This is a genomic window from Aerococcus sp. HMSC23C02 (assembly GCF_001806805.1).
GTDB lineage: Bacteria > Bacillota > Bacilli > Lactobacillales > Aerococcaceae > Aerococcus > Aerococcus sanguinicola.
Window position 1 is genome coordinate 151274 of sequence record NZ_KV786039.1, and the last position, 22414, is coordinate 173687.

16 protein-coding genes are annotated in these 22414 nt (G+C 52.5%); all 16 read right to left on the reverse strand.

What is annotated here, in order from left to right:
• Window positions 1-976: 976 nt before the first annotated feature.
• The 16 genes from HMPREF3090_RS09755 to HMPREF3090_RS00930 all read right to left on the reverse strand — a co-directional run bounded on the left by HMPREF3090_RS09755 (window position 977) and on the right by HMPREF3090_RS00930 (window position 21447).
• The gene (locus HMPREF3090_RS09755; RefSeq protein WP_070485720.1) at window positions 977-2401 is read right to left on the reverse strand and encodes an AcpB/EbpR/MafR family transcriptional regulator; all 1425 of its coding nucleotides are present in this window, start codon (window positions 2399-2401) and stop codon (window positions 977-979) included.
• Complete coding sequence (locus HMPREF3090_RS00860) at window positions 2391-3734, reverse strand: NAD(P)/FAD-dependent oxidoreductase (protein WP_067972230.1); 1344 nt, start codon at window positions 3732-3734, stop codon at window positions 2391-2393. Before HMPREF3090_RS00860 ends, HMPREF3090_RS09755 begins: the two co-directional genes overlap by 11 nt.
• A 136-nt stretch (window positions 3735-3870) precedes the next feature.
• Window positions 3871-4617, reverse strand: a complete 747-nt coding sequence (trmD, locus tag HMPREF3090_RS00865; RefSeq protein WP_067972233.1) for a tRNA (guanosine(37)-N1)-methyltransferase TrmD — start codon at window positions 4615-4617, stop codon at window positions 3871-3873.
• Complete coding sequence (gene rimM, locus HMPREF3090_RS00870; protein ID WP_067972237.1) at window positions 4617-5141, reverse strand: ribosome maturation factor RimM; 525 nt, start codon at window positions 5139-5141, stop codon at window positions 4617-4619. Before rimM ends, trmD begins: the two co-directional genes overlap by 1 nt.
• 888 nt (window positions 5142-6029) lie before the next feature.
• Window positions 6030-6278 carry a KH domain-containing protein gene (locus tag HMPREF3090_RS00875; protein ID WP_067972240.1) on the reverse strand — a complete coding sequence of 83 codons (249 nt, stop codon included), beginning with the start codon at window positions 6276-6278 and terminating at the stop codon, window positions 6030-6032.
• Between the two features lie 17 nt (window positions 6279-6295).
• Window positions 6296-6568, reverse strand: a complete 273-nt coding sequence (gene rpsP, locus HMPREF3090_RS00880) for a 30S ribosomal protein S16 (RefSeq protein WP_067972242.1) — start codon at window positions 6566-6568, stop codon at window positions 6296-6298.
• Between the two features lie 610 nt (window positions 6569-7178).
• Entirely contained in the window at window positions 7179-8618 is a 1440-nt protein-coding gene (gene ffh / locus HMPREF3090_RS00885; RefSeq protein ID WP_067972244.1) for a signal recognition particle protein, read from the reverse strand.
• A gap of 16 nt (window positions 8619-8634) precedes the next feature.
• On the reverse strand, window positions 8635-8985 hold the full coding sequence (locus HMPREF3090_RS00890) for a putative DNA-binding protein (protein WP_067972249.1): 351 nt from the start codon (window positions 8983-8985) through the stop codon (window positions 8635-8637).
• A gap of 1013 nt (window positions 8986-9998) precedes the next feature.
• Complete coding sequence (gene ftsY / locus HMPREF3090_RS00895; protein ID WP_067972252.1) at window positions 9999-11030, reverse strand: signal recognition particle-docking protein FtsY; 1032 nt, start codon at window positions 11028-11030, stop codon at window positions 9999-10001.
• 51 nt (window positions 11031-11081) lie between these two features.
• The gene (locus tag HMPREF3090_RS00900; RefSeq protein WP_067972255.1) at window positions 11082-11912 is read right to left on the reverse strand and encodes a Cof-type HAD-IIB family hydrolase; all 831 of its coding nucleotides are present in this window, start codon (window positions 11910-11912) and stop codon (window positions 11082-11084) included.
• On the reverse strand, window positions 11890-15492 hold the full coding sequence (gene smc, locus HMPREF3090_RS00905) for a chromosome segregation protein SMC (protein WP_070485724.1): 3603 nt from the start codon (window positions 15490-15492) through the stop codon (window positions 11890-11892). Before smc ends, HMPREF3090_RS00900 begins: the two co-directional genes overlap by 23 nt.
• Window positions 15493-15505: 13 nt before the next feature.
• Window positions 15506-16210: a ribonuclease III gene (rnc, locus tag HMPREF3090_RS00910; RefSeq protein ID WP_067972262.1), complete on the reverse strand. Its 705-nt coding sequence runs from the start codon at window positions 16208-16210 to the stop codon at window positions 15506-15508.
• A gap of 794 nt (window positions 16211-17004) precedes the next feature.
• Window positions 17005-17256 carry an acyl carrier protein gene (locus HMPREF3090_RS00915; RefSeq protein WP_070485726.1) on the reverse strand — a complete coding sequence of 84 codons (252 nt, stop codon included), beginning with the start codon at window positions 17254-17256 and terminating at the stop codon, window positions 17005-17007.
• 1 nt (window position 17257) lies between these two features.
• Window positions 17258-18283 (reverse strand): phosphate acyltransferase PlsX, encoded by a 1026-nt coding sequence (plsX, locus tag HMPREF3090_RS00920; RefSeq protein ID WP_067972269.1) that lies wholly within the window; start codon window positions 18281-18283, stop codon window positions 17258-17260.
• A 49-nt stretch (window positions 18284-18332) separates the two neighbouring features.
• Window positions 18333-20378 carry an ATP-dependent DNA helicase RecG gene (gene recG, locus HMPREF3090_RS00925; RefSeq protein ID WP_070485729.1) on the reverse strand — a complete coding sequence of 682 codons (2046 nt, stop codon included), beginning with the start codon at window positions 20376-20378 and terminating at the stop codon, window positions 18333-18335.
• A 49-nt stretch (window positions 20379-20427) separates the two neighbouring features.
• A complete protein-coding gene (locus HMPREF3090_RS00930) occupies window positions 20428-21447 on the reverse strand; it encodes an MsnO8 family LLM class oxidoreductase (protein WP_067972276.1) in 1020 nt (339 codons plus the stop codon).
• Window positions 21448-22414: the final 967 nt, after the last annotated feature.

Below are 22414 nucleotides of genomic sequence, written 5' to 3' on the forward strand. Positions count from 1 at the left end.
AAGGCCCAACTTCAACGCTCCACTCCTGCTCACAAGTAAATAGCAAAATTAAACTATATCAGTCTTTAATATTAGCAAATGAATTAAAAAAATGAGATTTCGGCGATGGACTTTAACTAGAGGAGCTGATCTTGACAGATTTCGCATAGGCTTTATCTAATGAGTTGAGAGTATTATTCTTGTGATCTTTTTTTCATTTTTGTTAGATTGGGGATGTAGCTAAGCCCAGAGAATAATTGCTTTGAGGGATGATTTGTTTATGGAAAAATATAAAGAGATTTCATTTTGGGTCATTGTCAGTATTTTTACAATCGATCATTTTATTCGATTGTTTATTAACCCGAACTGGGGCCAGGCGATTCGAGATGTCACAAGTTCCCTCCCCCTAGTCTTAAAAATTATGATTACTCTATTATTTATTATCTTACTTGTTTGGTTGTTTCCTTACAAGAAACATGACTAGCAAAGGAGTGATCCCTCTTGAAAGATACCCTACAGATGATAACGATTCTTGTCTTAATTATTTCTAATTACTTGACGATTAAACGCTGCCACGAATTACAAAAGAAGCTTGATGCTAAGAATAAGCCAAAAGGATGAGGTCCAAGTTTGGGCGTCATCCTTTTTATTTTTAAAAATTGTCTGGTGAGCATGCGTTCCGCCTTGAAAGTGATCATTAAAGAGCCGTGGCACCGGCTCGAGCCAAGGTCTCTCGCCTAGCATTCTTCAAACGGCTAGTAAGGCTACCGCCAACTAGCCGTAATTCATAATGCTTGCTTTTTCACGGCTAACGATCCCTTTCAAGCTCCACTCCTGCTCACAAGTAAATTGCAAAAAATTTTATTATCTAATAATCAATTAAAAAGATGAATTTCTGAGCTGTGCTTGTCTAGTAAAATTATAAAGTAAAAGGATGACGCCTATAGTATGGCTATCATCCTTTTGCTTTCTGCTTTTCTTTGGCTAAACTATTGACTTAAGGAGTAACTTTTTGCTGGAGGAGCTGTTTGAGGGATTTGAGGTCGTAGGGGGTTAGGGGCTGGTCGAGGTAATAGCTGCTTTGGGGATTGTCATCAGCTTGGCGGTAGTCGCTGATGAGGAAGTCGTAGGGCATGCCTTCCTGGTAGCTGTCCAGGCTGAGGCGGCGGTGGATTTCTAGGTGCTGGCGTAATTCCAGCATGGTCTTCTGGTCCAGGTTGGTTAAGGGATCCAGGCGGACGGCGACTTGGTAGACGGCTTCTTCCCTCAGGTCGAGCGTCTCCAAAGTCTGGCCCCACTTCCACTGAACCCAGGTCAGGAGGTCGCCCCGGTCCGTGAGGGAGATAGGCAGGGTTTTGGGCACGACTTGGGCTAAGAGCTCGCGAGCAGCTTGGTCGTAAGATGTAGCCGAGCTTGGGAGGGGCGCTTGGAGGAGGAAACCTTGGAAGTAGCTGAGGGCGGAGTAGGACTGGCCGGCCTCATAGACGATCCGGGCCTTTTCTCGCTTGTCCAGGCTTTGGTGCTGGTTGAGCAGGCGGACGGTCTGGCTGGTGGCTGCCATGATGGGTCCGCCGTAGCCCAGGAATTGTTCATTGACGCTGGGCGAGAGCAGGTAGTGGGAGGTCAGGAAGAGGACCTGGCTGACCAGGTCGCCCTCCTGGAAGTCCCGGGCCAGGCGCGCCTGGTAGCGGAGGAGGTGTTGGCGGGCCCGTTGGTAGAAGGGACGATCCTGGAGGTCGGCACTGATTCGGTAGAGGCTTTCATAATCGCGTTCCTTTAAGCGAGCCAGGTGCTGGGTCACATAGAGCCAGAGGGCCAGCCGGTCTTCCCCGCGCGGCGTGAAGGGTCCCTTGTTAATCTTCTCAAAATAAGGCAGGTAGGCTTTTAAATCATAATGCTTAATCAGTGCCTCCTTGGTCGCTGGCGGCAGGCTGATGGCGTAGAGCTGGTAGTAAAAATAGAGGATTTGTTGGTGGGGGCCCTTGAGCCGGCCGTTTCTGATCTGCAGGTCAAATTCCTGGAGGTCTTGGTTGAGCTGGGCCAGGTGGCGGTTGAGGGTGGCCTCGGAGACCAGGAGATGGTCGGCCAATTGGTTGATGGCGAACTCCCCTTTGTCAAATAAGTAGTCCAGGATCTGGTACTTGATGCTGTCCTGGAGAAAATAGGCCAGGATGTCTTCTAGGGAGAGCTGGTGGTCTAGCCAGAGATTGACCTGGTCACCCTGCCAGTCCAAGCGCCAAGCTATGTCCCCTACTTGACCGGCTTCCTGGATTGCGCGCAGGTACTTGTCCAGGGTGGCTTGGGAGAGGTCGACCTGGTCTTTGAGCGTCTTGGTCGCCAGGGGGCCAGCTTGGTGGATGAGCTGGTGGACGACTTGGTAGGTTGCTGCCTGGCTGCGTTCCATTAATTGGCTAATCTGCATGGTCGCCCTCCCCTCCATCTAAAATTCGACGCCGGGTCCGCCAGTGCTGGTGGATGGCCTGGAAGTAGTCTGGGTCAAACAAGGCCTGGCGCCCTTGATAGAGATTGGCTTGAAGGCTCAGAAACTGATCGGTCAGCCCCGCTTGGAGGGCCGTTGCCATCAAGGACAGGACGGCTTGACTAGTCGCTCGGTTCGGCAGGCAGGCTTGGAAGCCCAAAATCTTGCCTGAACTTTCCGCACTGATGATCTGGATAGCCAGTCCATCCCCCTCATAGCGGGTCAGGCAATAGGCCAGGTCCTGGTAGTCCGCCTCGGCCTGGCTAATCCCGCCCGTAAAATAAATCTTATGATCCAGGGTTACTGCCTCAATCCGCTGGGAAGTCGGAAGCGGATAGCGGGGAGCATTGAGGTTCAAGGCAGCTAGGCGGCCGGTCTGCTTGGCATGGCCAACTAGGGGCAGGTAGGTCTGGCTCTGGTCAGGACCAAATGGCAGGCGGACCAAGTCACCGCAGGCAAAAATCCCGGGCGCCGACGTTTGGAGGTAGGCGTCCACCCAGATGGTCCCGTCCGGATTGAGGGTCAGCTGGTCCTGGACCAGGTCCGTTCGCGGCGCCAAGTTAATAGCAAAGTGGACGGCATCAGCTCGGTAGGTCTCCCCCTGGGTCTTGACCTTAACTCCGCTCGCGTCCGTTTCAAAAGATTGGTAGGTCGACTGGCAGTGGACCTGGACACCCAGCTGGATGAGCTGGTCTTGGAGCCGCTTGCCTAGCCCAGGGTCAAAGAGCTTGTAGGCGAGATAAGGTCCCGCCTCGATGAGGGTCACTTGCTTGCCCAGCTGGCAGTAGAGACTAGCAGCTTCTATGCCGATAGGACCGCCCCCAACCACTAGGATATGGTCCGCCTGACTGATGATTGCCTGACTCTGCCGACTGGTCGCACAGTCCTTGGTACGGATTAGGCGCTGGGCCTGGTCCAAGCTCAGGTCTTTAGGATAGACCTGGCTGCCCATGGCGAGGATCAGGTAGTCGTAAGCCTGGTGAGAGGCTTTGCCAGCCTCCTGGTAAGTTATGGTCCGGTCCTCGACCTGGATCGCCTGGACCGGTGCTTGCAAGTGGCAGTCAATCCTCTGTTCCTGAAGCTGGTCAAGGCTGGCGGTCGCTCCCTGACTCAAGTCCGCCAAGCGCCCCGTCAAAACCTCCCTCAAGCTGTTCGGGCTAAAAGCCAATTCCTCCCCAGCTTCAAAAAGCTTGACCTCCGCTTCGGGATATTCCTCCCGGCAAGCCAAAGCCGCCGCCACTCCCGCAAAAGAGCCACCGATAATCACAATTCGCATGGTCTTCCCTCCTCTTGATTTCTACTTTCTTCCTATTATAGAGAGACGAGCTGGGAAATGCAAAAGTGTCACTGGCTATTTTATAAATTTCGAGAGCGAAGAAAAACCGGGCGATTTTACCCGGTTTCATAGCACTTTATTCGTCATTTTCTTCCTGGTCGGCTTGGATATCAGCCAACCAGATTTTTTCTTGGTCGGAGAGGTCATAGTCTTCGAGGAGGTCTGGTCGGCGTTCCAGGGTCCGGCGCAAGGATTCTTTTTGCTTCCACTCAGCGATCTTGGCGTGGTCGCCGCTGAGGAGGATGTCGGGGACGGCCATGCCATTGAATTCGCGCGGCCGGGTGTATTGGGGGTGCTCCAAGAGGCCGGTGGAGAAGGAGTCTTCGACCACGGATTCGGCATTGCCGACTGCATCATCCAGGAGGCGGACGGTAGCGTCAATCACTGCCATGGCCCCTAGTTCGCCCCCGGTTAGGACAAAGTCGCCCAGGGAAATTTCATCCGTGACATAGTGGCGGATCCGCTCGTCATAGCCCTCATAGTGGCCACAGATAAAGATCAAGTGGTCCGCCTGGGCTAAGGATTCGGCTTGGGCTTGGTCGAAAGTTTTGCCTGCTGGATCGAGGAGAATGACCCGCTTGTCGGTGTCGGGATGGCTCGCTTTAATCGCTTCGAGCGCCCGGTAGATGGGCCCCACCTGGAGCAGCATGCCAGCCCCGCCGCCGAAGGGATAGTCGTCCACATGACCGTGCTTGTTTTCGGCGTATTGGCGGAAGTCGGTGATCCGAATCGAGACCAGACCTTTTTCCTGGGCCTTGCCGATGATGGACTGGGTCAGGGGCGCAAACATTTCGGGGAATAAACTTAAAACATCAATCTGCATTAATCGATCAATCCTTCCATGGGGTCAATCAGGACATAGCCCTCGTCCAGGTTGACCTCCTTGACCACATCTTCGATATAAGGGAGGAGGATATCCGCCCCCTTGGCAAAACGTTGGACATGCCAGACATCATTGGGACCTAGCGCCGTAATCTCCCGGACCCGGCCCAAGCGCTCGCCCTCTGTCGTGCGAACTTCCAGGCCGATGATGTCTTCATAGTAGAAGGCCCCCTCTTCCAGGTCGTCCTCGCGGTCCTCGCTGGCTACCATGAGCACCATGCCCTTAAACGGCTCCACATCGTTAATGGACGGGTAACCCTTGAAGTGGAGGATGTGGAAGTTCTTGTGAACGTAGTGCTTGTCCACTTCCACCTCCGTCACCGCTTTGCCCTTGTCGAAGAGGGTCAACCGGCTCCCCACTTGGTAGCGCTGGTCTGGAAAATCGGTGGACGAAATCACGCGGACATCGCCGCGAATGCCGTGGGTATTAACCAGTTTCCCCACCTGATAATAAGTCTCTGTCATCTGCATGACCTCCCTTTACTGGTTTTGATTGTAAAGAAACAATATTTGTCTTAGTAATAAATGGATAGTGAATAGGGTTTAGTATAGATGATTACAATTTATTAGTTAATGCTAGCAAAAAAGATTTACTATATCATCTATGTTGAGCAGGAGTGGAGCTTTGATTTGATCGTTAGCCATGAATAAGCAAGCGATGTGAATTAGGGATAGTCGGCGTTTAGCCTTACTAGCCCTTTGAAGCTCGCTAGGCGAGAGACCTTAGCTCGACCCAGTGCTATGCTTTAGCCGTTGGAGCGCTAGCGACTTACGGATAAAGTACAAGACGGCTTCAGCCGTGTTGATCCTTTGAACGTTTAACGATCAAATTCAAAAGCGTAACGGATGCTCTCAGCATGATTCAGCAAAAAGCTCGATGCTCTTATTTAAAAAAGCTAGGGCAGTGTCGCCCTAGCTCATTCTAGCATATTTGTGACGTGTTAGTCAGATTTGCAAGTACACTCCAAAGCTGGATGCTCTTGCTCACACCCTAGTTGGGTTCGGTCGCGCAGAAGTGGCTCCTCTTCACAAAGAATCTTTCGAAGGCTTGCACCCTTCTCAAGCTTTTTGCTCCAGAGGTCCACTTCTACCCGCGCTCCCTCACACCCTTTTCTAGTTGGGTTCAGGCTGGCAGAAATAGCTCCTCTTCACAAAGATCCGCCGAAGACTTCCAGTCTTCTCTGGATCTTTGCTCCAGAGGTCTATTTCTCCCGCCAGTCTTCACACCCTTTTCTAGTCGGGTTCAGGCTGGCAGACTCGGAGTGATTTCACAAGTCGGAAACGAGCAATTGCTTCGCTCTTTTTCCGACTTGCTCCAATCATCCGAGTCTAAGCGCCAGCCTTCACCCCCTTCTAATCTCCATCCCGATCAATGAGTAAGCGGACGCGGCGGTGGTTTTCGACGCGGACGCTATAGAGAATGGTGCGAATGGCATTTGCTACACGGCCACCTTTACCGATCACACGCCCCACATCCTCTGGGTTTAATTGCAGGTGGTATTCTAAGTATTCGTCACCATCGACAATTTCCAGGTGGATATCTTCTGGATATTTTACTAACGGTGTAACAATCGTTAGCAGTAAATTTTCAATATCTGGCATGCTGGCTCATCCTAGTCTTATTTGTTGTTTTTAGCTTCGTGGTGTTTCTTCATGATCCCTTGACGAGAAAGGATGTTGCGAACAGTATCAGTTGGTTGCGCACCGTTAGCTAACCATTTAAGAGCTAATTCTTCATCAAGAACAACTTCTTCAGGTTCAGTTGTTGGGTTGTAAGTCCCAATCTTTTCGATGATACGACCATCACGTGGTGCACGTGCGTCTGCTGCAACAATACGGTAGAATGGGTTACGTTTAGCACCCATACGTTTTAAACGAATTTTAACTGCCATGAGTTAATTTCCTCCTTGTTTCTTTTCAATATATATTTTCTTTAATCACATTTGTATACTATATCAGCTTTTCTCCGGCTTGTAAAGTATTTTTTCTTTACAGGCCTATTTTTTATCAAGTCAAGCCTGGGCAGCCAGCACAGAGAAAAAGATTCTGCTAGCTACTTATTGCATCTTCCTTTGAGATAATGCAGTTTTTCGGCATTTTACTGCATCTTCCTGCAAGACAATGCAGTTTCTCGGCACTTTACTGCATCTTCTCTCAAAATAATGCAGTTTCCCTAGAACCACAAAATCAAGAAAAGGGCAAAACTAGTCAAAGTCGCCCTTGTTAAATACATTTAAATTTTTCCAATGCCGTCTAATGATTAAGCAATTCATGTTTGGAAATTTAGATGTGAGCAGGAGTGGAGCGTTGAAGTTGGGCCTTAGCCATGAAAAGCAAGTAAAGCGAATTACGGAGCGTAGGCTTTAGCCGTACGGTCCGTTTGAGATTTGCTAGGCGAGAGACCAAGGCTCGAGCCGGTGCCATGGCTTTTCAAGGCCCAAATTCAACAGCGGAACGCATGCTCACCAGCACCATTCCCAAAAACAATCCCCTAATCAATCCTTAACGGCGTTTCTTTTTCCCGAGCTTCTTATTAAGCTTGCGCATCATGCGGCGGCTGGCGACTTCTTGCATCTTGTTGCGTTTGCCGCCGCCTGCTTGGCCCATGCCACCCATGAGCTTGTCCAAACCGCCCAAGTTGCCGTTAGAGATCTTACTCATCATGTCACGCGATTGGTTGAACTGCTTGATCAAGCGGTTGACTTCAGCCACCGTGGTCGCAGAACCCTTGGCAATCCGTTTGCGTCGGCTCTGGGAGATTTCGTCAGGATTTTCCCGTTCGAAATTAGTCATAGACTGGATAATCGCCTTGGTCCGGGTCATTTCTTTTGGATCAATCTTGAGCTGGTCCAAGCCCGGCATTTGGTTGAGGCCAGGGATCATCTTGATAATATCTTCCAGAGGCCCCATCTTGTTCATCTGCTCCATCTGCTTCATGAAGTCGTTGAAGTCAAAAGTATTCTCCCGCATCTTAGCGGCCATGGCTTCAGCTTCGGCCTCATCGAATTCCTTCTGGGCGCGCTCAATCAGGGTCAACATGTCCCCCATGCCCAGGATCCGGTTAGCCATCCGGTCAGGGTAGAAGATTTCAATATCTTCCAACTTCTCCCCAGTCCCGGCGAACTTGATGGGCTTGCCCGTGATACTGGCGATGGAAAGGGCCGCCCCGCCGCGGGAGTCCCCGTCCAGCTTGGTCAGCATTACCCCGGTAATCTCTAGTTCATCATCGAAGGCCTTGGCCACGTTGGCAGCTTCTTGCCCGGTCATGGCGTCCACGGTCAAAAGGATTTCATTAGGGTTGACCGCTGCCTTAATGTTTTTGAGCTCGTTCATCAATTTCTCATCGATTTGGAGACGGCCGGCGGTATCGATGAAGACCGTGTCATAGCCCTTTTCTTGGGCGTATTGGATGGCCTTCTCGGAAATTTCGACCGGGTCTACCTGGTTACCCAATTCAAAAACGGGCAGGTCCAGCTGCTGGCCGATGGTTTGGAGCTGGTTGATGGCAGCTGGCCGGTAGATATCGCCCGCTACCAAGAGCGGCTTGCGGCCTTTTTCCTTGCGCAGGTAGTTGGCTAACTTCCCGGCAGTCGTCGTTTTCCCTGCCCCTTGGAGGCCGACCATCATGAGGACAGTCGGTTGACCAGCTGACGCATAGTCGATCCCTACCTGCTCGCCCCCTAAGAGCTCGGTCAACTCTTCGTTAACAATCTTAACCACCTGTTGGGCCGGCGATAAGGAGGCTAGAACCTCACTGTCCAGGGCCCGCTCATTGACCCGCTTGACAAAGCTCTTAACCACCTTAAAGTTAACATCGGCTTCCAAGAGCGCCAGGCGGACTTCCCGCATCATTTCCTTCAGGTCTGCTTCAGTAATCTTACCCTTCTTGCCGACACCCTGGATGGCACCCTGCAAGCGGTCTGATAAATTTTCAAATGCCATATTTACACCTCACACTTTAGTCATCGATTTCATCATTTAATAACATTAATTCTGCCAGCATCTCCTGCAAGACTTGATCTTCCGGATACTGACTGTCGATATAGGATTGGACCTTCTGACCCAAACGCTTACGCTGGCGGTAGGCCTTGACATTATGGAGGACCGATTCATAGCGCTGGAGAATCTTCTCCGTCCGCCGAATATTGTCATAGACCGCCTGACGACTAACATCATAAGCCTCCGCAATCTCCCCCAGCGAATAATCATCCTGGTAGTAGAGCGCCATATAAGCCTGCTGCTTAGCCGTCAACAAATCGCCATAAAAATCATAGAGGCGGTTCATCTCATTCGTCTTTTCCAATTCCATTCACATTCGCCCCTTAACTGATCTCGGAGCCAACAAGCCAAGCCCGCCGCTCCTCCTAACAATACTTAAGGATAACGAAGCCCCAAAAGAAAGTCAATTCAAATCTTCCTTTATAAGCTCACAAGCATTCTCCTAAAAGCTAAAGCAAATAAGATCTAGACAGTTGTTAGGATTAGATAAATACTTAATAGAAAATTGTGCTGGTGAGCATCCATTTCGCTTCGAGTTTGATCGTTAAAAAGCCATGGCACCGGCTCGAGCCAAGGTCTCTCACCTAACGAGACTTAAAGGGAGAGTAAGGCTTGCGCCAACTCTCCCTAATTCGCTTCGTTTGCTTTTTCATGGCTAACGATCAAACTCGAGCTCCATTCCTGCTCATAAATAGATCGTTAAATAAATATTCAACCAACAGTTCTATAAAATAATAATAAATAGTACTAGTGAAATAGCGTTTTATTTAGACTTTTGAACTCACCATTAACACAGAGAATCAAGCCTTGTATCCCAAAGTACGTTTTAATATTTTTTTAAACTTGGTGGATTGCTTGACTGTGATCTTCCATAGTTTTTTAAGACTCTTTTTTTATGTTTAGTCATTAAAGAACAATTTCTATACCAACGATGTTTGAGCAGAAATGGAGGATCAGCCGTTCTTGCCCTTCTAAAATTCAACAGCGGAACGCATGCTCATCAGCACCCTTTAATTATTCTCAAAACGCAACCCATGTTCACCAGCACCATTTAATCACCCTTTTATAGGCTGAGATTTGCTTAGCAATTCCTGTTGTGAGCAGGAGTGGAGCTTGAAAGTGATCGTTAGCCGTGACCAAGCAAGCGAAGCGAATTACGTATCGTAGGCGTTAGCCGTACGAGACGTTTGAGTCTCGCTAGGTGAGGGACCTTGGCCCGAACCGGTGCCACGGCTCTTTAACGATCACTTTCAAGACGGAACGCATGCTCACCAGCACAGTCTCCATCAAGCAAATAATCTACTTTTCACTGCAATCCTCAGCCTATTGCACTTCCACCACATCACGCACCATCTGGTAGATAAACTGCTCCGGATCGAACTTCTGCAGGTCATCCAGCTGCTCGCCCAGGCCAATAAACTTCACCGGAATATCCAACTCATAGCGGATCGCGAAAATCACGCCCCCCTTGCCGGTCCCGTCCATCTTCGTCAGGATAATGCCCGTGATATTAACCACCTTGGCAAACTCCTTGGCTTGTTGGAGGGCATTCTGCCCGGTTGTGGCATCGAGGACCAAGAGGGTTTCGTGGGGGCCATCAGGAATTTCCCGCTGGATGACCCGGTTCATCTTCTCCAATTCCGCCATCAGATTGGCCTTGTTCTGGAGGCGCCCCGCCGTATCCACCAAGAGATAGTCGAAGCCCTCTGCCTTGGCCCGCTTGACGCCATCGAAGACAACAGAGGCAGGGTCGCCCTGGTCGCGGCCCAAGACAATCGGCACGTCCACCCGGTGCGCCCATTCTTCGAGCTGTTCCACGGCCCCGGCCCGGAAGGTATCGCCGGCCACGAGGAGGACTTTCTTACCCTTGGCCTTTAATTGATAAGCCAGTTTCCCGATAGTAGTGGTCTTGCCGACCCCGTTCACGCCCACAAAGAGCATCACGGTCGGATCGTCCGTCTGACTTTCATTGATTTCAACTTCAGGGCTTTCCCCCTTGTCGTAGATCTCAATCATCTTTTCGACCACGGTGTTTTTAACTTCTTCACCGGACCGGGCATTCTTCAACTGGATTTCTTCGCGGACGGCATCCGACAGGGCGATGGTCATGTCGAAGCCCACGTCGCTGGAAATCAGGGTCTCTTCCAGGTCATCGAAGAAGTCTTCATCCACTTCTCTGAAGCCCGCAAAGAGCTCATTAATCCGCTCTGAGAAGGTCTTCCGGGTCTTTTCAACCCCTTTGTCATACTTCTCAAAGACTATCTGCTCCTCTTTTTCTTCGGCTGTATCTTGCTTGTCCGTAACAATGGGGTCTTCCCCAGTGAAGGCTTTCTTAATGCGATCAAATAATCCCATGCTTGGGCCACCTTTCTTTTTGTCCTTGCGACAACTCGGTCGCTTCTGGTCTTATTGTATCAAGTCTCCTGGTTTTTTTAAAATAAATTCTCTAAGGGCATAGGCGACCCCGTCTTCACGATTGGACCGGGTGGTGAGATCGGCCTGGGCCAGGATGTCGGGGTGGCTGTTGGCCATGGCAATCCCCATTCCGGCATAGGCGAACATAGCGGCGTCGTTACGCTCGTCACCGATGGCATAAACCTGGTCCTTCTGGTAAGCCAGTCGGTCGGCCAAAACACCTAGGGCCTTGCCCTTGTCGATCCCCTGGGCCATAAATTCCAACTCTTCAGGCACCGAATGGATAAGGGAATAGTCTCGGTAAAAGGCTGGGGGCAGCTTGGGGATTTGGGCGTCCAGGTGGTCAGCTTCTGTGGCGACCACCAGCTTGGGGAAGGTCAGGTTGTCGTCAAGATCTTCCAGGCTAACTTTCTCAGTCGGTAGGAAGTCGCGGGCATCCCCATAGTGTCCCGGATAGTCTGTTGGATAGGGCAGCTGGTAGACCCGGTTGCGGCTGACTGCTTCTAGGGGCAGGTCCAAGTCGTGGAGGACTGGGTAAATCCTTGCCAGGTCTTCCCTAGTCAAGGAGGCTTCGAAGAGAACTTCCTGGCCGCGGTTGGCAACCACCAGTCCCCCATTGTAGGTGACGCTGTAGTGGTCGGCGCTATCCAGGCCAACTTCTTGGAGAATGGCTTCAATGGCCGCTAAGGGGCGGCCGGTGCAAATCACTATCTCGACACCGGCAGCCAGGGCCTCTTGGATGGCCTGGCGGTTGGCCGCACTCACCTCCTTGTCGGGATTGAGTAAGGTGCCGTCCAGATCAATGGCCACGAGTGCTTTCATCACGAGACTCCTTTCCTTCTTCAAGTGCTTCCGCGTCAAAGTCTGCCAGGCTGACCGAGGCCAGCTTGGAGATTCCCGATTCCTGCATGGTCACCCCATAGAGGACATTGGCGGCCTCCATGGTGCCCTTGCGGTGGGTAATGACGATAAATTGGTTTTCTTTGGAAAAATTCTGTAGGTACTGGCCGTAGCGGCGGACATTGGCATCGTCCAAGGCAGCCTCCACCTCATCCAGGATGGTGAAGGGGATGGTCTTGACATGGAGGATGGCAAAGAGCAAGGCAATGGCGGTCAGGGCCCGCTCCCCGCCTGATAGGAGGCTGAGGAGCTGGAGGTGCTTGCCAGGGGGCTGGGCCATGATTTCGACCCCCGTATTCAAGAGGTCATCGGGATCGGTGAGGACCAGGGTGGCCTTGCCCCCGCCAAAGAGTTTGGGAAAGACCGTTTCAAAGGCATCGCGGATAGCTTCAAAGGTCACTTTGAAGCGTTCGGTAACTTCTTGGTCAATCCCCTGAATGGTCTGGTAGAGGTTGGTCTTGGCCTGGTCAGCGTCCTCCCACTGCTTGGTCATGAAGTCATGGCGCTCCTTGACCTCTTCATAGTCCTTGATAGCTGCCAAGTTAACGGGCCCCAGGTCTTCAATGGTCTGCTTGAGCTGGCGGACCTTGGTCGAGGCAGCCTCCATGGACATGTCCAGCTGGCTGATCTCCCGGGCCCGCTCATAGGTCAGGCCGTATTCTTCCCGCAGGTGGTCCAAGTGATTGTCGATAGAGACCTCGTAGCGGGAAACGGTCGCGCCGAGCTTGGCTTGTTGGCCCAGGGCTTCCTGGAGCTGGTCGTTTAAAGCTTGTTGTTTTTGACTCAATGCTTGGCTTTCTTTTTGGAGGTCTTTGCGGGCTTGGCGGGCTGCCTTGAGAGCTTGGTCGACTTCCTTGAGCTGGGCTTTAGCCGCTTGGTAGTCGGCCTGGTAGCGCTCAGCCTGGCCACTGTGCTCGCTCAATTCTTGGTCCAGGTCAGCCAGGGCCTGCTTGGTTTGGACCTGGTCTTTTTCCTTTTGCTTGAGGGTCGCTTGGGCGGCCTGGTAGTCCTTCTCAGCCTGCTTCTTCTGCTCAGCTAAGACGGCGAACTGGCTCTCAAACTGGCGAAGTTCGGCTTGGAAGTCCTGGAGGCGCTGGGCCCGGTCCGACTCGGATAAATTCATCCGCTCGATACTAGCCTTGAGCTCTTGGACCGCCTCAGCCTGGTCTTTCGACTTCTGGTCAAGCTCGCCTGCCCGCTGGTCCAGTTCTTGGATTTGGTCCTTGGCAGTGGCTTGGTCCATCTTGACCAGGTCCAGGTCGGCTGCTAAGTTTTTCAAATCCCGGTCGACTTGATCCAGGGCCTGCTTGAGCTCTTGCTCCTTCAAGCGGCTCTCGCTGCCGGCTTCCTTGACCGCTTCCATTTGGTCTAGAATGGCTTGGCCCTTGGTCTGGACAGCCTGGCGGTCGGCCTGGCTCTGACTTTGGGCCTTAGCCAGCTCTGCTTCTTCCACTTGCAGGCGGTCGATCTCCTGCTTACGGGAGAGGAGGCCGCTCTTGTCCTGCTTCTGCTGGCCCCCGGTCATCGACCCGCCGGCATGGATGATATCGCCTTCCAGGGTAACAATCCGTTGGCGCTGGCCGAGCTTGGCCGCCATCTGCCGGGCATTGTCCAAGTTATCGGCCACTAGGGTCGTTCCCATGAGATTCATCATGACAGCGCGGTAGGTCGATTCATAAGTGACCAGGTCTGCCAAAACGCCCACATAGCCGGGGCAGGACTGGGCCTGGTTTAGGACTTGTTGGCTGAGCTGGCGGGGCCGGATAACAGCCAGCGGGAGGAAGGTCGCCCGTCCTCCCCGCTCTTTCTTCAAGGCTTGGATAACCTGGCTGGCCACCTTGGCATCCGCCGTCACGATATTTTGTAGGCCCCCTCCCAGGGCGGTTTCGACCGCTGCTGTATAGGTGGGATCGACTTGGATGAGGTCAGCGACAGCCCCGTGGATGCCAGAAATCCGGTCTTTCATTCCCAGGGCATTCTTCACCCCGTAGAAGAAACCGGCATGGCTCTCTTCCAAGTCTTCCAGACTGGTCAGCCGGGCTTGGACCTGGATCATCCGCTCATGGGCCTGGCGGTAGGCTTGGTCAGCCGCTTCCAAGTCGGCCTGGTAGGTCTTAGCCTCTTGGGCGAGTTCTTGGTAGTTGTTGAGCAAGTCTTCAGTCGATTTCTTTTTGTCCTGGTAGGCCTGGTTGCGGTCTTCCCGGTCTTTGGTCAGCTTATCGTACTGGGCCTGTTTAGCTTCCTGGTCCTTCTGGTAGCGGGCCAATTGGTCTTTGAGCCGGTCGCTTTCCTTAGTGATTTCTTTTTGTTCGTTATCGTAGCGGGCCTGGGCCTGGAGGGCGTCGATGTAGTCATTGCGCTTAGTCTCCAAAAGCTCGGCCTGGCCGGCAGTCAATTCCTCCAGGGCCTGGTTGAGCCGCTGGTGTTCCTTTTCCTGGTCGGCATAGTCCTGGCGCACCCGGTCCACATGGAGGCTCAGGCTTTCGACTTCCTGCTTGGCTTCCTGGATGCCCTGGTCGAGTTCAGCTAAGAAATTCTGCTGGCTGGACTGGTCGCGCTGGTGGAAGTCCTGCTTCTCCTGGTAGAGGCGGATCTTCCCTTGGAGCTTCTCGGTCTTTTGGACCGTATCCACATAGTCCGTCTGGAGCTGGTTGACCTGGTCCTCCTTGGCTTCTTCCTGGCTCTGGACCTGGTCAGCTTGGTCCTGGTAGGTCTTCAGGTCGGCCTTGAGCTGGTTGACTTGGTCCTTACACTCCTCCAGGTCGCGCTGGGCCACCTGCCACTGCTCGGACAGGGTCTCCACCTGGACGCTGGTCAGGGCGATCTCAATCTCCGAAAGCTCCTGCTTGGTCGCCTGGTACTTGAGGGCGACATTGCGCTGGTCCTCCAAGGGTTCGAGCTGGCCCGCCACCTCGCTTAAAATATCTTCAATCCGGTTGAGATTGTCCTCGGCCCGGGCTAACTTGCGCTCAGCCTCGACCTTGCGACTCTTGTACTTCATCACGCCAGCTGCCTCTTCGAAGATCCCCCGCCGCTCTTCCGCCTTCTGGGTGAAAATCGCCTCCACCCGGCCTTGGGAGATAATGGAAAAGGAATCCCGGCCCACACCGGTATCCAGCATCAATTCCGTGATGTCCTTGAGCCGGCACTGGCGGCGGTTGATCATGTAAGTGGCTTCCCCGGACCGGGTATAGCGGCGGCTGATGGAGACTTCGTCCTGGTCAATGGCTAGGACCCGGTCTTCATTGTTGAAGGTCAAGGTCACTTCGGCATACTGGGCCTTGCGCTTGGCCTCCGAGCCAGCGAAGATCACGTCATCCATCCGCTTGCCGCGCAGGGACTTGGCTGATTGTTCGCCAAGCACCCACTTAATGGCCTCGGTAATATTGGACTTGCCCGAACCATTAGGGCCGACAATGGCTGTAAAGCCCCGGTCCAATTCAATCCGGGTCTTCTCCGCAAAGGACTTAAAGCCGGTCAATTCGATTAACTTTAAATACACTGAAAGCCCCCTTCTACTGGTCTTTCTTTGCGAGTTGGTCTAAGGCTTCTTGGGCCGCCGCTTGTTGGGCGGCCTTCTTGGACTGGCCCTGGCCCTCCCCGATGACTTGGCCGTCGAGCGATACAGCCATGCGGAAGACCCGGTTGTGGGCTGGTCCGCTCTCTTCAAGTAGGTCATAGGAGAGGTTGATCTCACCATTCTTCTGTAATTCTTCCTGGAGGGCCGTCTTAGGGTCCATTTGACGGTCAAAGCGCCCGGCCTTGATCTTGGGGTAGATATTGTCGGCTAGGATCACTTCGACAGCTTCCAGGCCCAGGTCCTTGTAGACCGCCCCGCAGACCGCTTCGTAGAGGTCGCAGAGGAGGCCGGGACGCTTTCGCCCGCCGTTAGCTTCTTCCCCCTTGCCCAGGCGGATCAAGCGGTCCAAGCCCAGTTCCACACAGCGCTTGGACAGGCTCTCTTCGCAGACAATCCGGGCCCGGAAGCGGGAGAGATCACCTTCGCGGAGTTCGGGATAGTGGGCATAGAGGTAGTTGGAGACGAGGAGCTCAATCACTGCATCTCCTAAGAATTCAATTCGTTCATTGTCATTCAGGTCTTCGCGCTTCTTCTCATTCACATAGCTGGAATGGGTGAAGGCTGTTTCATAATAAGCCAAATTCTGGATTTCTAAACCGAATTGGCTGGAAAATAAGTCCTTAATCGCATCAAAATTCATTCCAATCGCTCGCTTTCTTTTTTTGTAATGGGTAAAATTTATGATAATAACTGTGCTGATGAGCATCCGTTGCGCTGTTGAATTTGGTCCTTGAAAAGCCATGGCACCGGCTCGAGCCTCGGTCTCTCACCTAGCAAATCTCAAACGGACCGTACGGCTAAAGCCTACGCTCCGTAATTCGCTTTACTTGCTTTTCCATGGCTAAGGACCAACTTCAACGCTCCACTACTGCTCATAAAATAAATTGTTAAATTTATGAAATCTTATCAGCAATTACAAAATCTAATAAAATAAATTCTTTATGAATTCTACTAATAAACATTCCTTCACTTTTTAAATCGCAGTAATTGCATCTCTTTTGATAATTCCAAATTATTCCAGAAGAGAGCTACCCTTTTGGTAGTACACTTTGGTCATTATTGCGTTTCTAAATATGCAACGATTACTGCTGCTAAAATAAAACCAAGGTTTACTAGTCTGATTTAAATTTTATTTTAGCACTGATATTCAAATATTTTTACTATTTAATTGTGAGCAGGAGTGGAGCTTGAAAGTGATCGTTAGCCGTGACCAAGCAAGTGAAGCGAATTATGGAGAGTTGGCGCAAGCCTTACTCTCCGTTTGAGTCTCGCTAGGTGAGGGACCTTGGCCCGAACCGGTGCCTCGGCTCTTTAACGATCACTTTCAAGACGGAACGGATGCTCACTAGCACAGTTTAAAATATTTATACCGAAATAAATAGACTAAGCGATGGAATATCCAGCAGGGCTCGGACATTCCATCGCTATCTATCCTCAGGCTTTATCTTCGGCTGAGGGGACATTATCGCGGATGTAATCGAGGACATCCCCCACCGTTTCAATCGACTCCACTTTGTCATCGGGGATCTGGATGCCGAAGATGTCTTCGAGTTCCATAATCAATTCCACCACGTCAAGGGAGTCGGCGCCGAGATCGTCAGTGAAGGACAGGTCCCGGCTGACGCGTTCGGCTTCCACTCCGTAGCGGTCAATGATCATTTGAAAGGCTTTTAACTCCACTTCCATCTCAATCTTCCTCTTTCTCTCTTTGGGCTAAAGCTTCAAAGTCTTGGGCTAGTTGGTCGTAAAGCTGGCTAGAAACCATCTGCCGGGCTTGGAGGATGGCATAGTAAAAGGCGTCGTCCTTTGCTGAGCCGTGGCATTTGAGGACCGGCTGCTTGACGCCGAAGACCACTCCAGCCCCAATATTATCGGAGTTGAGGCCCGCAAAGGCAGTTTTGAGGTCTTCCTTGACTAAGAGGCCAGCGACCTTGCTCTTCCAGGAGGCCGTCTTCAAGGTATCGGACAAGAGGGTCACGAAGGCCTTGCTGGCACCTTCCAGGCTCTTGAGGACCATGTTGGCCGCAAAACCATCTGCCACGACCACATCGCAGGCATCGTTGAGGACCTCGCTGGGTTCCACATTGCCGATGAAATTGATCGTCTCTTCCTGGCTGAGGAGCTCATAGGCCGCCTGGGTGAGCTGGTTGCCCTTGCCGGCTTCCTTGCCATTGTTCAAAAGACCGATCCGGGCCTGGTCAATCCCCTTGACCGCCGCCATGTAGGCCGAGCCCATGATGGCGTATTGGTGGAGGTGGGCCGGCTTGTTGTCCACATTAGCGCCCCCGTCGATCAGGACCCAGGACTTGTTGAAGTCTGTAAAGCAGGGCATGTTGACCAGGAAGGCGGGCCGGCTAATCCCTTTCATCCGCCCCACCTGCATGAGGGCTCCGGCCATCAGAGCGCCCGAATTGCCGGCTGAGATAAAGGCGTCGGCCTGGTCCTTGCGCACGGCCTTTAAGCCGAGAACCATGGAAGATTTTTTCTTCTGGCGCAGGGCCTTGACGGGTTCTTCAGCAGTACCGATGACTTCCTCTGCCTCGACGATTTGGAGGTTAGCCGGCAGGTTGTCGGGCAGATAGGCAGCTAGGGCCTCCGTCTGGCCGTATAGTTGAATCTCTAAGTCTGGGTATTCCTGGGCAGCCTTGAGGGCGCCTCTCAGAGGAACTTCTGGGGCGTGGTCGCCGCCCATGGCATCAATTGCAATTCTCATTGTTTTCTCCTTTAATCCTTGTTTTGTCTTGCTTCATTGGTCAAAAGGGCTAGGCCTGAACATCCTGGTCCAGGGCCTTGAGATAGGCCAGGAGTTGGGGGTATTGCCCGGCGTGGGTCTCCAGATAGGGCATGAAGTAGCCCACATCCTGGCGGGCCGCTTCGAGGATGGTCGCATCCGCTAGGGGATCGGCCAGCTTGAAGCTAGGCAGGCCACTCTGCTTGGTGCCAAAATAATCCCCCGCCCCCCGGAGCTCCAGGTCAGCCTGGCTCAGGTAGAAACCGTCTGTCGACTGGGTCATGATGGCCATCCGCTCGCGACCGTTCTCGGTACGGGGGTCGGCAATCAGGACGCAGTAGGAGGGAGCATCCCCCCGACCCACACGCCCGCGCAACTGGTGGAGCTGGGCGAGGCCGAAGCGGTCGGCATCCAGGATCATCATAAAGGTCGCATTGGGGACATTGACCCCGACCTCAACCACCGTGGTGGCCACCAAGACCTGGCTTCTTTGTTCCTGGAAGTCAGCCATGGCCTGGTCCTTCTCCTCATTGGACATTTTACCATGGAGGAGGCCCACCTGGAAGCGGCCCGCAAAGTAAGTGCAAAAGCGCTGGTAGATCTCTTCAGCGTTCTGGGCTTCCTGGGTCTCCGATTCCGCAATCAGGGGGCAGATGATATAAGCCTGGTGGCCCAATCGAAGCTCCCCTTCCAATTGGTCCAGGGCCGTCTCTTCCTGGCTGGGCCGCAGCCAAGTCGTGGTGATGGGCTGGCGGCCGCTGGGCAGCTCCTTGAGCTTGGAGACGTCCATGTCGCCCATGGTGGTGATCTCCAGGGTCCTCGGGATAGGCGTTGCCGTCATGTAGAGGACATTAGGTAAGGCCCACTTGCCCTTCTCGATCAGGCGGGCCCGCTGCTTGACCCCGAAGCGGTGCTGCTCATCGATAATAATAAAGCCGAGCTGGGCAAAGTCGACCTCGTCCTGGATCAGGGCATGGGTCCCAATCAAGAGATCCAGGTCTTCATTGGCCAGGTCGTCAAGAATCTGCCGGCGGTCGGCGGCCTTGGTCGAGCCCGTCAGGCAGGCCAGCTTAAGGTCAGGAGGCAGGAGGCTCTGGGCCGACTGGTAGTGCTGGTCGGCCAGGATTTCGGTAGGCACCATAAAAGCCCCCTGGTAGCCCCCGTAGACGGCCGCCATCAAGGCAATGAAGGCCACGACCGTTTTCCCGCTCCCCACATCCCCCTGGAGGAGGCGGTTCATCTGATAGGGCTGGCGGAGGTCGGCGCAGATCTCATTGACCACTTCTTTTTGCCCCTGGGTGAGTTCAAAGGGGATGGACTGGATAAAGCGGACCAGGGCCTGGTTGTCGTAAGCGATGGCAATGCCTTGTTCAGACCGGCGCTTGACCAGCTTGCGCCATTGGATGCGGAGGATATAGAGGAAGAATTCCTGGTACTTGATCTGGTAGCGGGCCTGGCGAGAAGCCTCCCCATCCGCTGGAAAGTGCATCCACTCCAGAGCTTGGCGGTGGGTCACTAGGCCATATTTCTCCCGCAATTCATCGGGCAGGACTTCTTCAATCTGGTCAGCGTAGAGCTCCCAGGCCTGACGGATATAAGTCACGAGCTGCTTCTGTGAGAGCCCCGACGTCAGCCGGTAGACCGAGGCTTGTTCGCTCAGGTCATCGGACTGGGCCAGGTCAATAATCCGCTGGCCAATCATCTGCTGGCGGTTGGCGTCGAACTTGCCGTAGACCACCAAGTCCTCCCCTACCTTGACCTTGTCCTTGAGATAGGGCTGGTAGAAGAAGACCACCCGCAAGACCTCGTGCTGGACGGCCAGGGTGAAGGTCAGCCGGCTGCCCTTTTTGCCGCGAAAATAATCGATCACAGCGGGCGTTGTGACCCGGCCCATGACTGTCGCCTTCTGCCCATCCTCCAGTTCGGCCACATCCTTCACCGAGAGGTCCTCATAGCGAAAAGGGAAGTGGTAGAGCAAGTCTTTCACCGTTACAATTCCAATTTTTTCCAGGCGGTCGGCCGTCTTGGGGCCTACCCCTGGGATCTTTGTCACCGGATCGGAAAGACTTGACATCATGCTTCACTTCCCTTCTAAATATTCTTCTTTAATTTTAACATAATTCGCCTTAAATCACTATCTCGCTCAAGATTTCCAGCAATTGTTTGCGGTAAATGTGGGCCGGCAATTGGTTGAGCACCATGAATTCGTCGCAGTCCAAGCGCTTCTTCAAGCTCTGGAGCTGGCTGGCCACCTGTTTGGGCGTCCCGACGACTTTTTGGTTCTTATTCGCCCTCAAGAGAGCTTTTTCTCGCTGGTCAAAGGGGAAATCGGCGGCATCATCGACCGAGAGGAGCTGGTAGACCGACCGCTTGTCGAACTTGAAGGCTAGGCTCCAATAGTCAACCGCCGTCTCCAGGGCGGGCAGAAGTTTCTCATCATAGGCCGCTACCACATATAGGGACACAATAACCCGGGGCTGGCTGAAGAAGGCGGAGGGCTCAAAATTGGCCCGGTAGTCAGCAATGGCCCGCTCAGCTTCCTTAAGGTCGCTGTTGATAAAGAGGCCGTAGTTCAAACCAAAACCCATCCGCGCTGCTGCTTGGACATTATTGGCACTCCCGGCTAGGATAAAGAGCTCGGGCTGGTCCCCCACCCGGTGGGGAATCAAGAGCCGGTTGGCATAGGGATGGCCAGGCGGAAAAGAATTCGCCAAGAAAGCCGCCGTCGACTGGAGCTTCTCCTCATAGGTCAAGTCAGACTGGAAGAACTCCCGGTCCAGGATGTCATTCATAGCGTCCCCAGATCGGCTCTTGCCTAGGCCGGCATCGACGCGGTTGAGGTACATGGCCTGGAGGGTACGGATCTTCTCCGCCATCTGATAGGTCGACTGGTTATTGACCATGGCGCCACCAACCCCCACCCGGATCTGCTCGGTCTTCGAGGCAAAGTGCGCCGTCAGCAAGAAAGGACTCGAGCTAAAGATCGACGGTGTACTGTGGTGCTCCGCAAACCAGTAGCGCTTTAGCTGGAGCTGGTCCGCGTACTGGATCAGCTGGGCCGAGCTATCAAAAGCATCCGTCGCCGTCGTGTCCTTGTCCCGGGGAATAAAATCCAAAATCCCAATATTCGTCTGCTTGCCGTTCATTCCAACATTCCTCCCACGCCCACTACCCACAAGCACTGGGCTCTGCAATTTTCCTCATTAAGCTTATTATAACACTAAATTATAGTTAGCCTACAAGCATTTCCCCTCCTGCCTATCCAAGCGCTGGCCAAAGCAAGCTGGGACCTATCAACTGAGCCGATCACTGGAGCTCCTATGTAGCGAACTTTTAGAGGTTTGGTACAGATTTTGTATTAAATATAGCGTGAATTGATGATTGAGACTGTGCTGGTGAGCATGCGTTTCGCTTTTAAATTGATCGTTAAAGAGCCGTGGCACCGGTTCGGGCCAAGGTCCCTCACCTAGCGAGACTCAAACGTCTCGTACGGCTAACGCCTACGATACGTAATTCGCTTCGCTTGCTTGGTCACGGCTAACGATCACTTTCAAGCTCCACTCCTGCTCACACTTGACTTGCAAACAAATCTTGCATACCTATTAAAATTAAAATTGAAAATAAAAAAGAACTAATTAAAAGCAGGAAAACTCTAGTAGCACAAGTCTCATTGATACAGTATCTTTCATAGCTGATACTAGCTAAATAATAATTGAATAAATTTTCCTTAGCCCAAGTTTATCCACAAAATCGAAGCTTTGATCTGGAGTTTTTAGGATCAAATTCAAAAAAAGACTTCATCCTCACTAGAAGAATCGTAGGCGTCAGCCGTACTCGCCCCATTAGAATTCAAGGCAAAAATTCAAAAGCAGAACGGATGCTCATGGCACCATTCCACAAAAAAAGGCCCCGCTTAAACGGCAGGACCCTTCTAGCAGCGCCATTTACATTGACACTGCTTTTTCTTCTCCATTATTGAAATGGATTCTTTATTTTTTGTAGTAGTGCTTACTCTACCATGCCCTTATGAGCAGGAGTGGAGCTTTGAAGTTGGGCCTTAGCCATGATAAGCAAGCTTTAGGGTGCGAAGGCTAGCGGGAGAAATAGACCTCT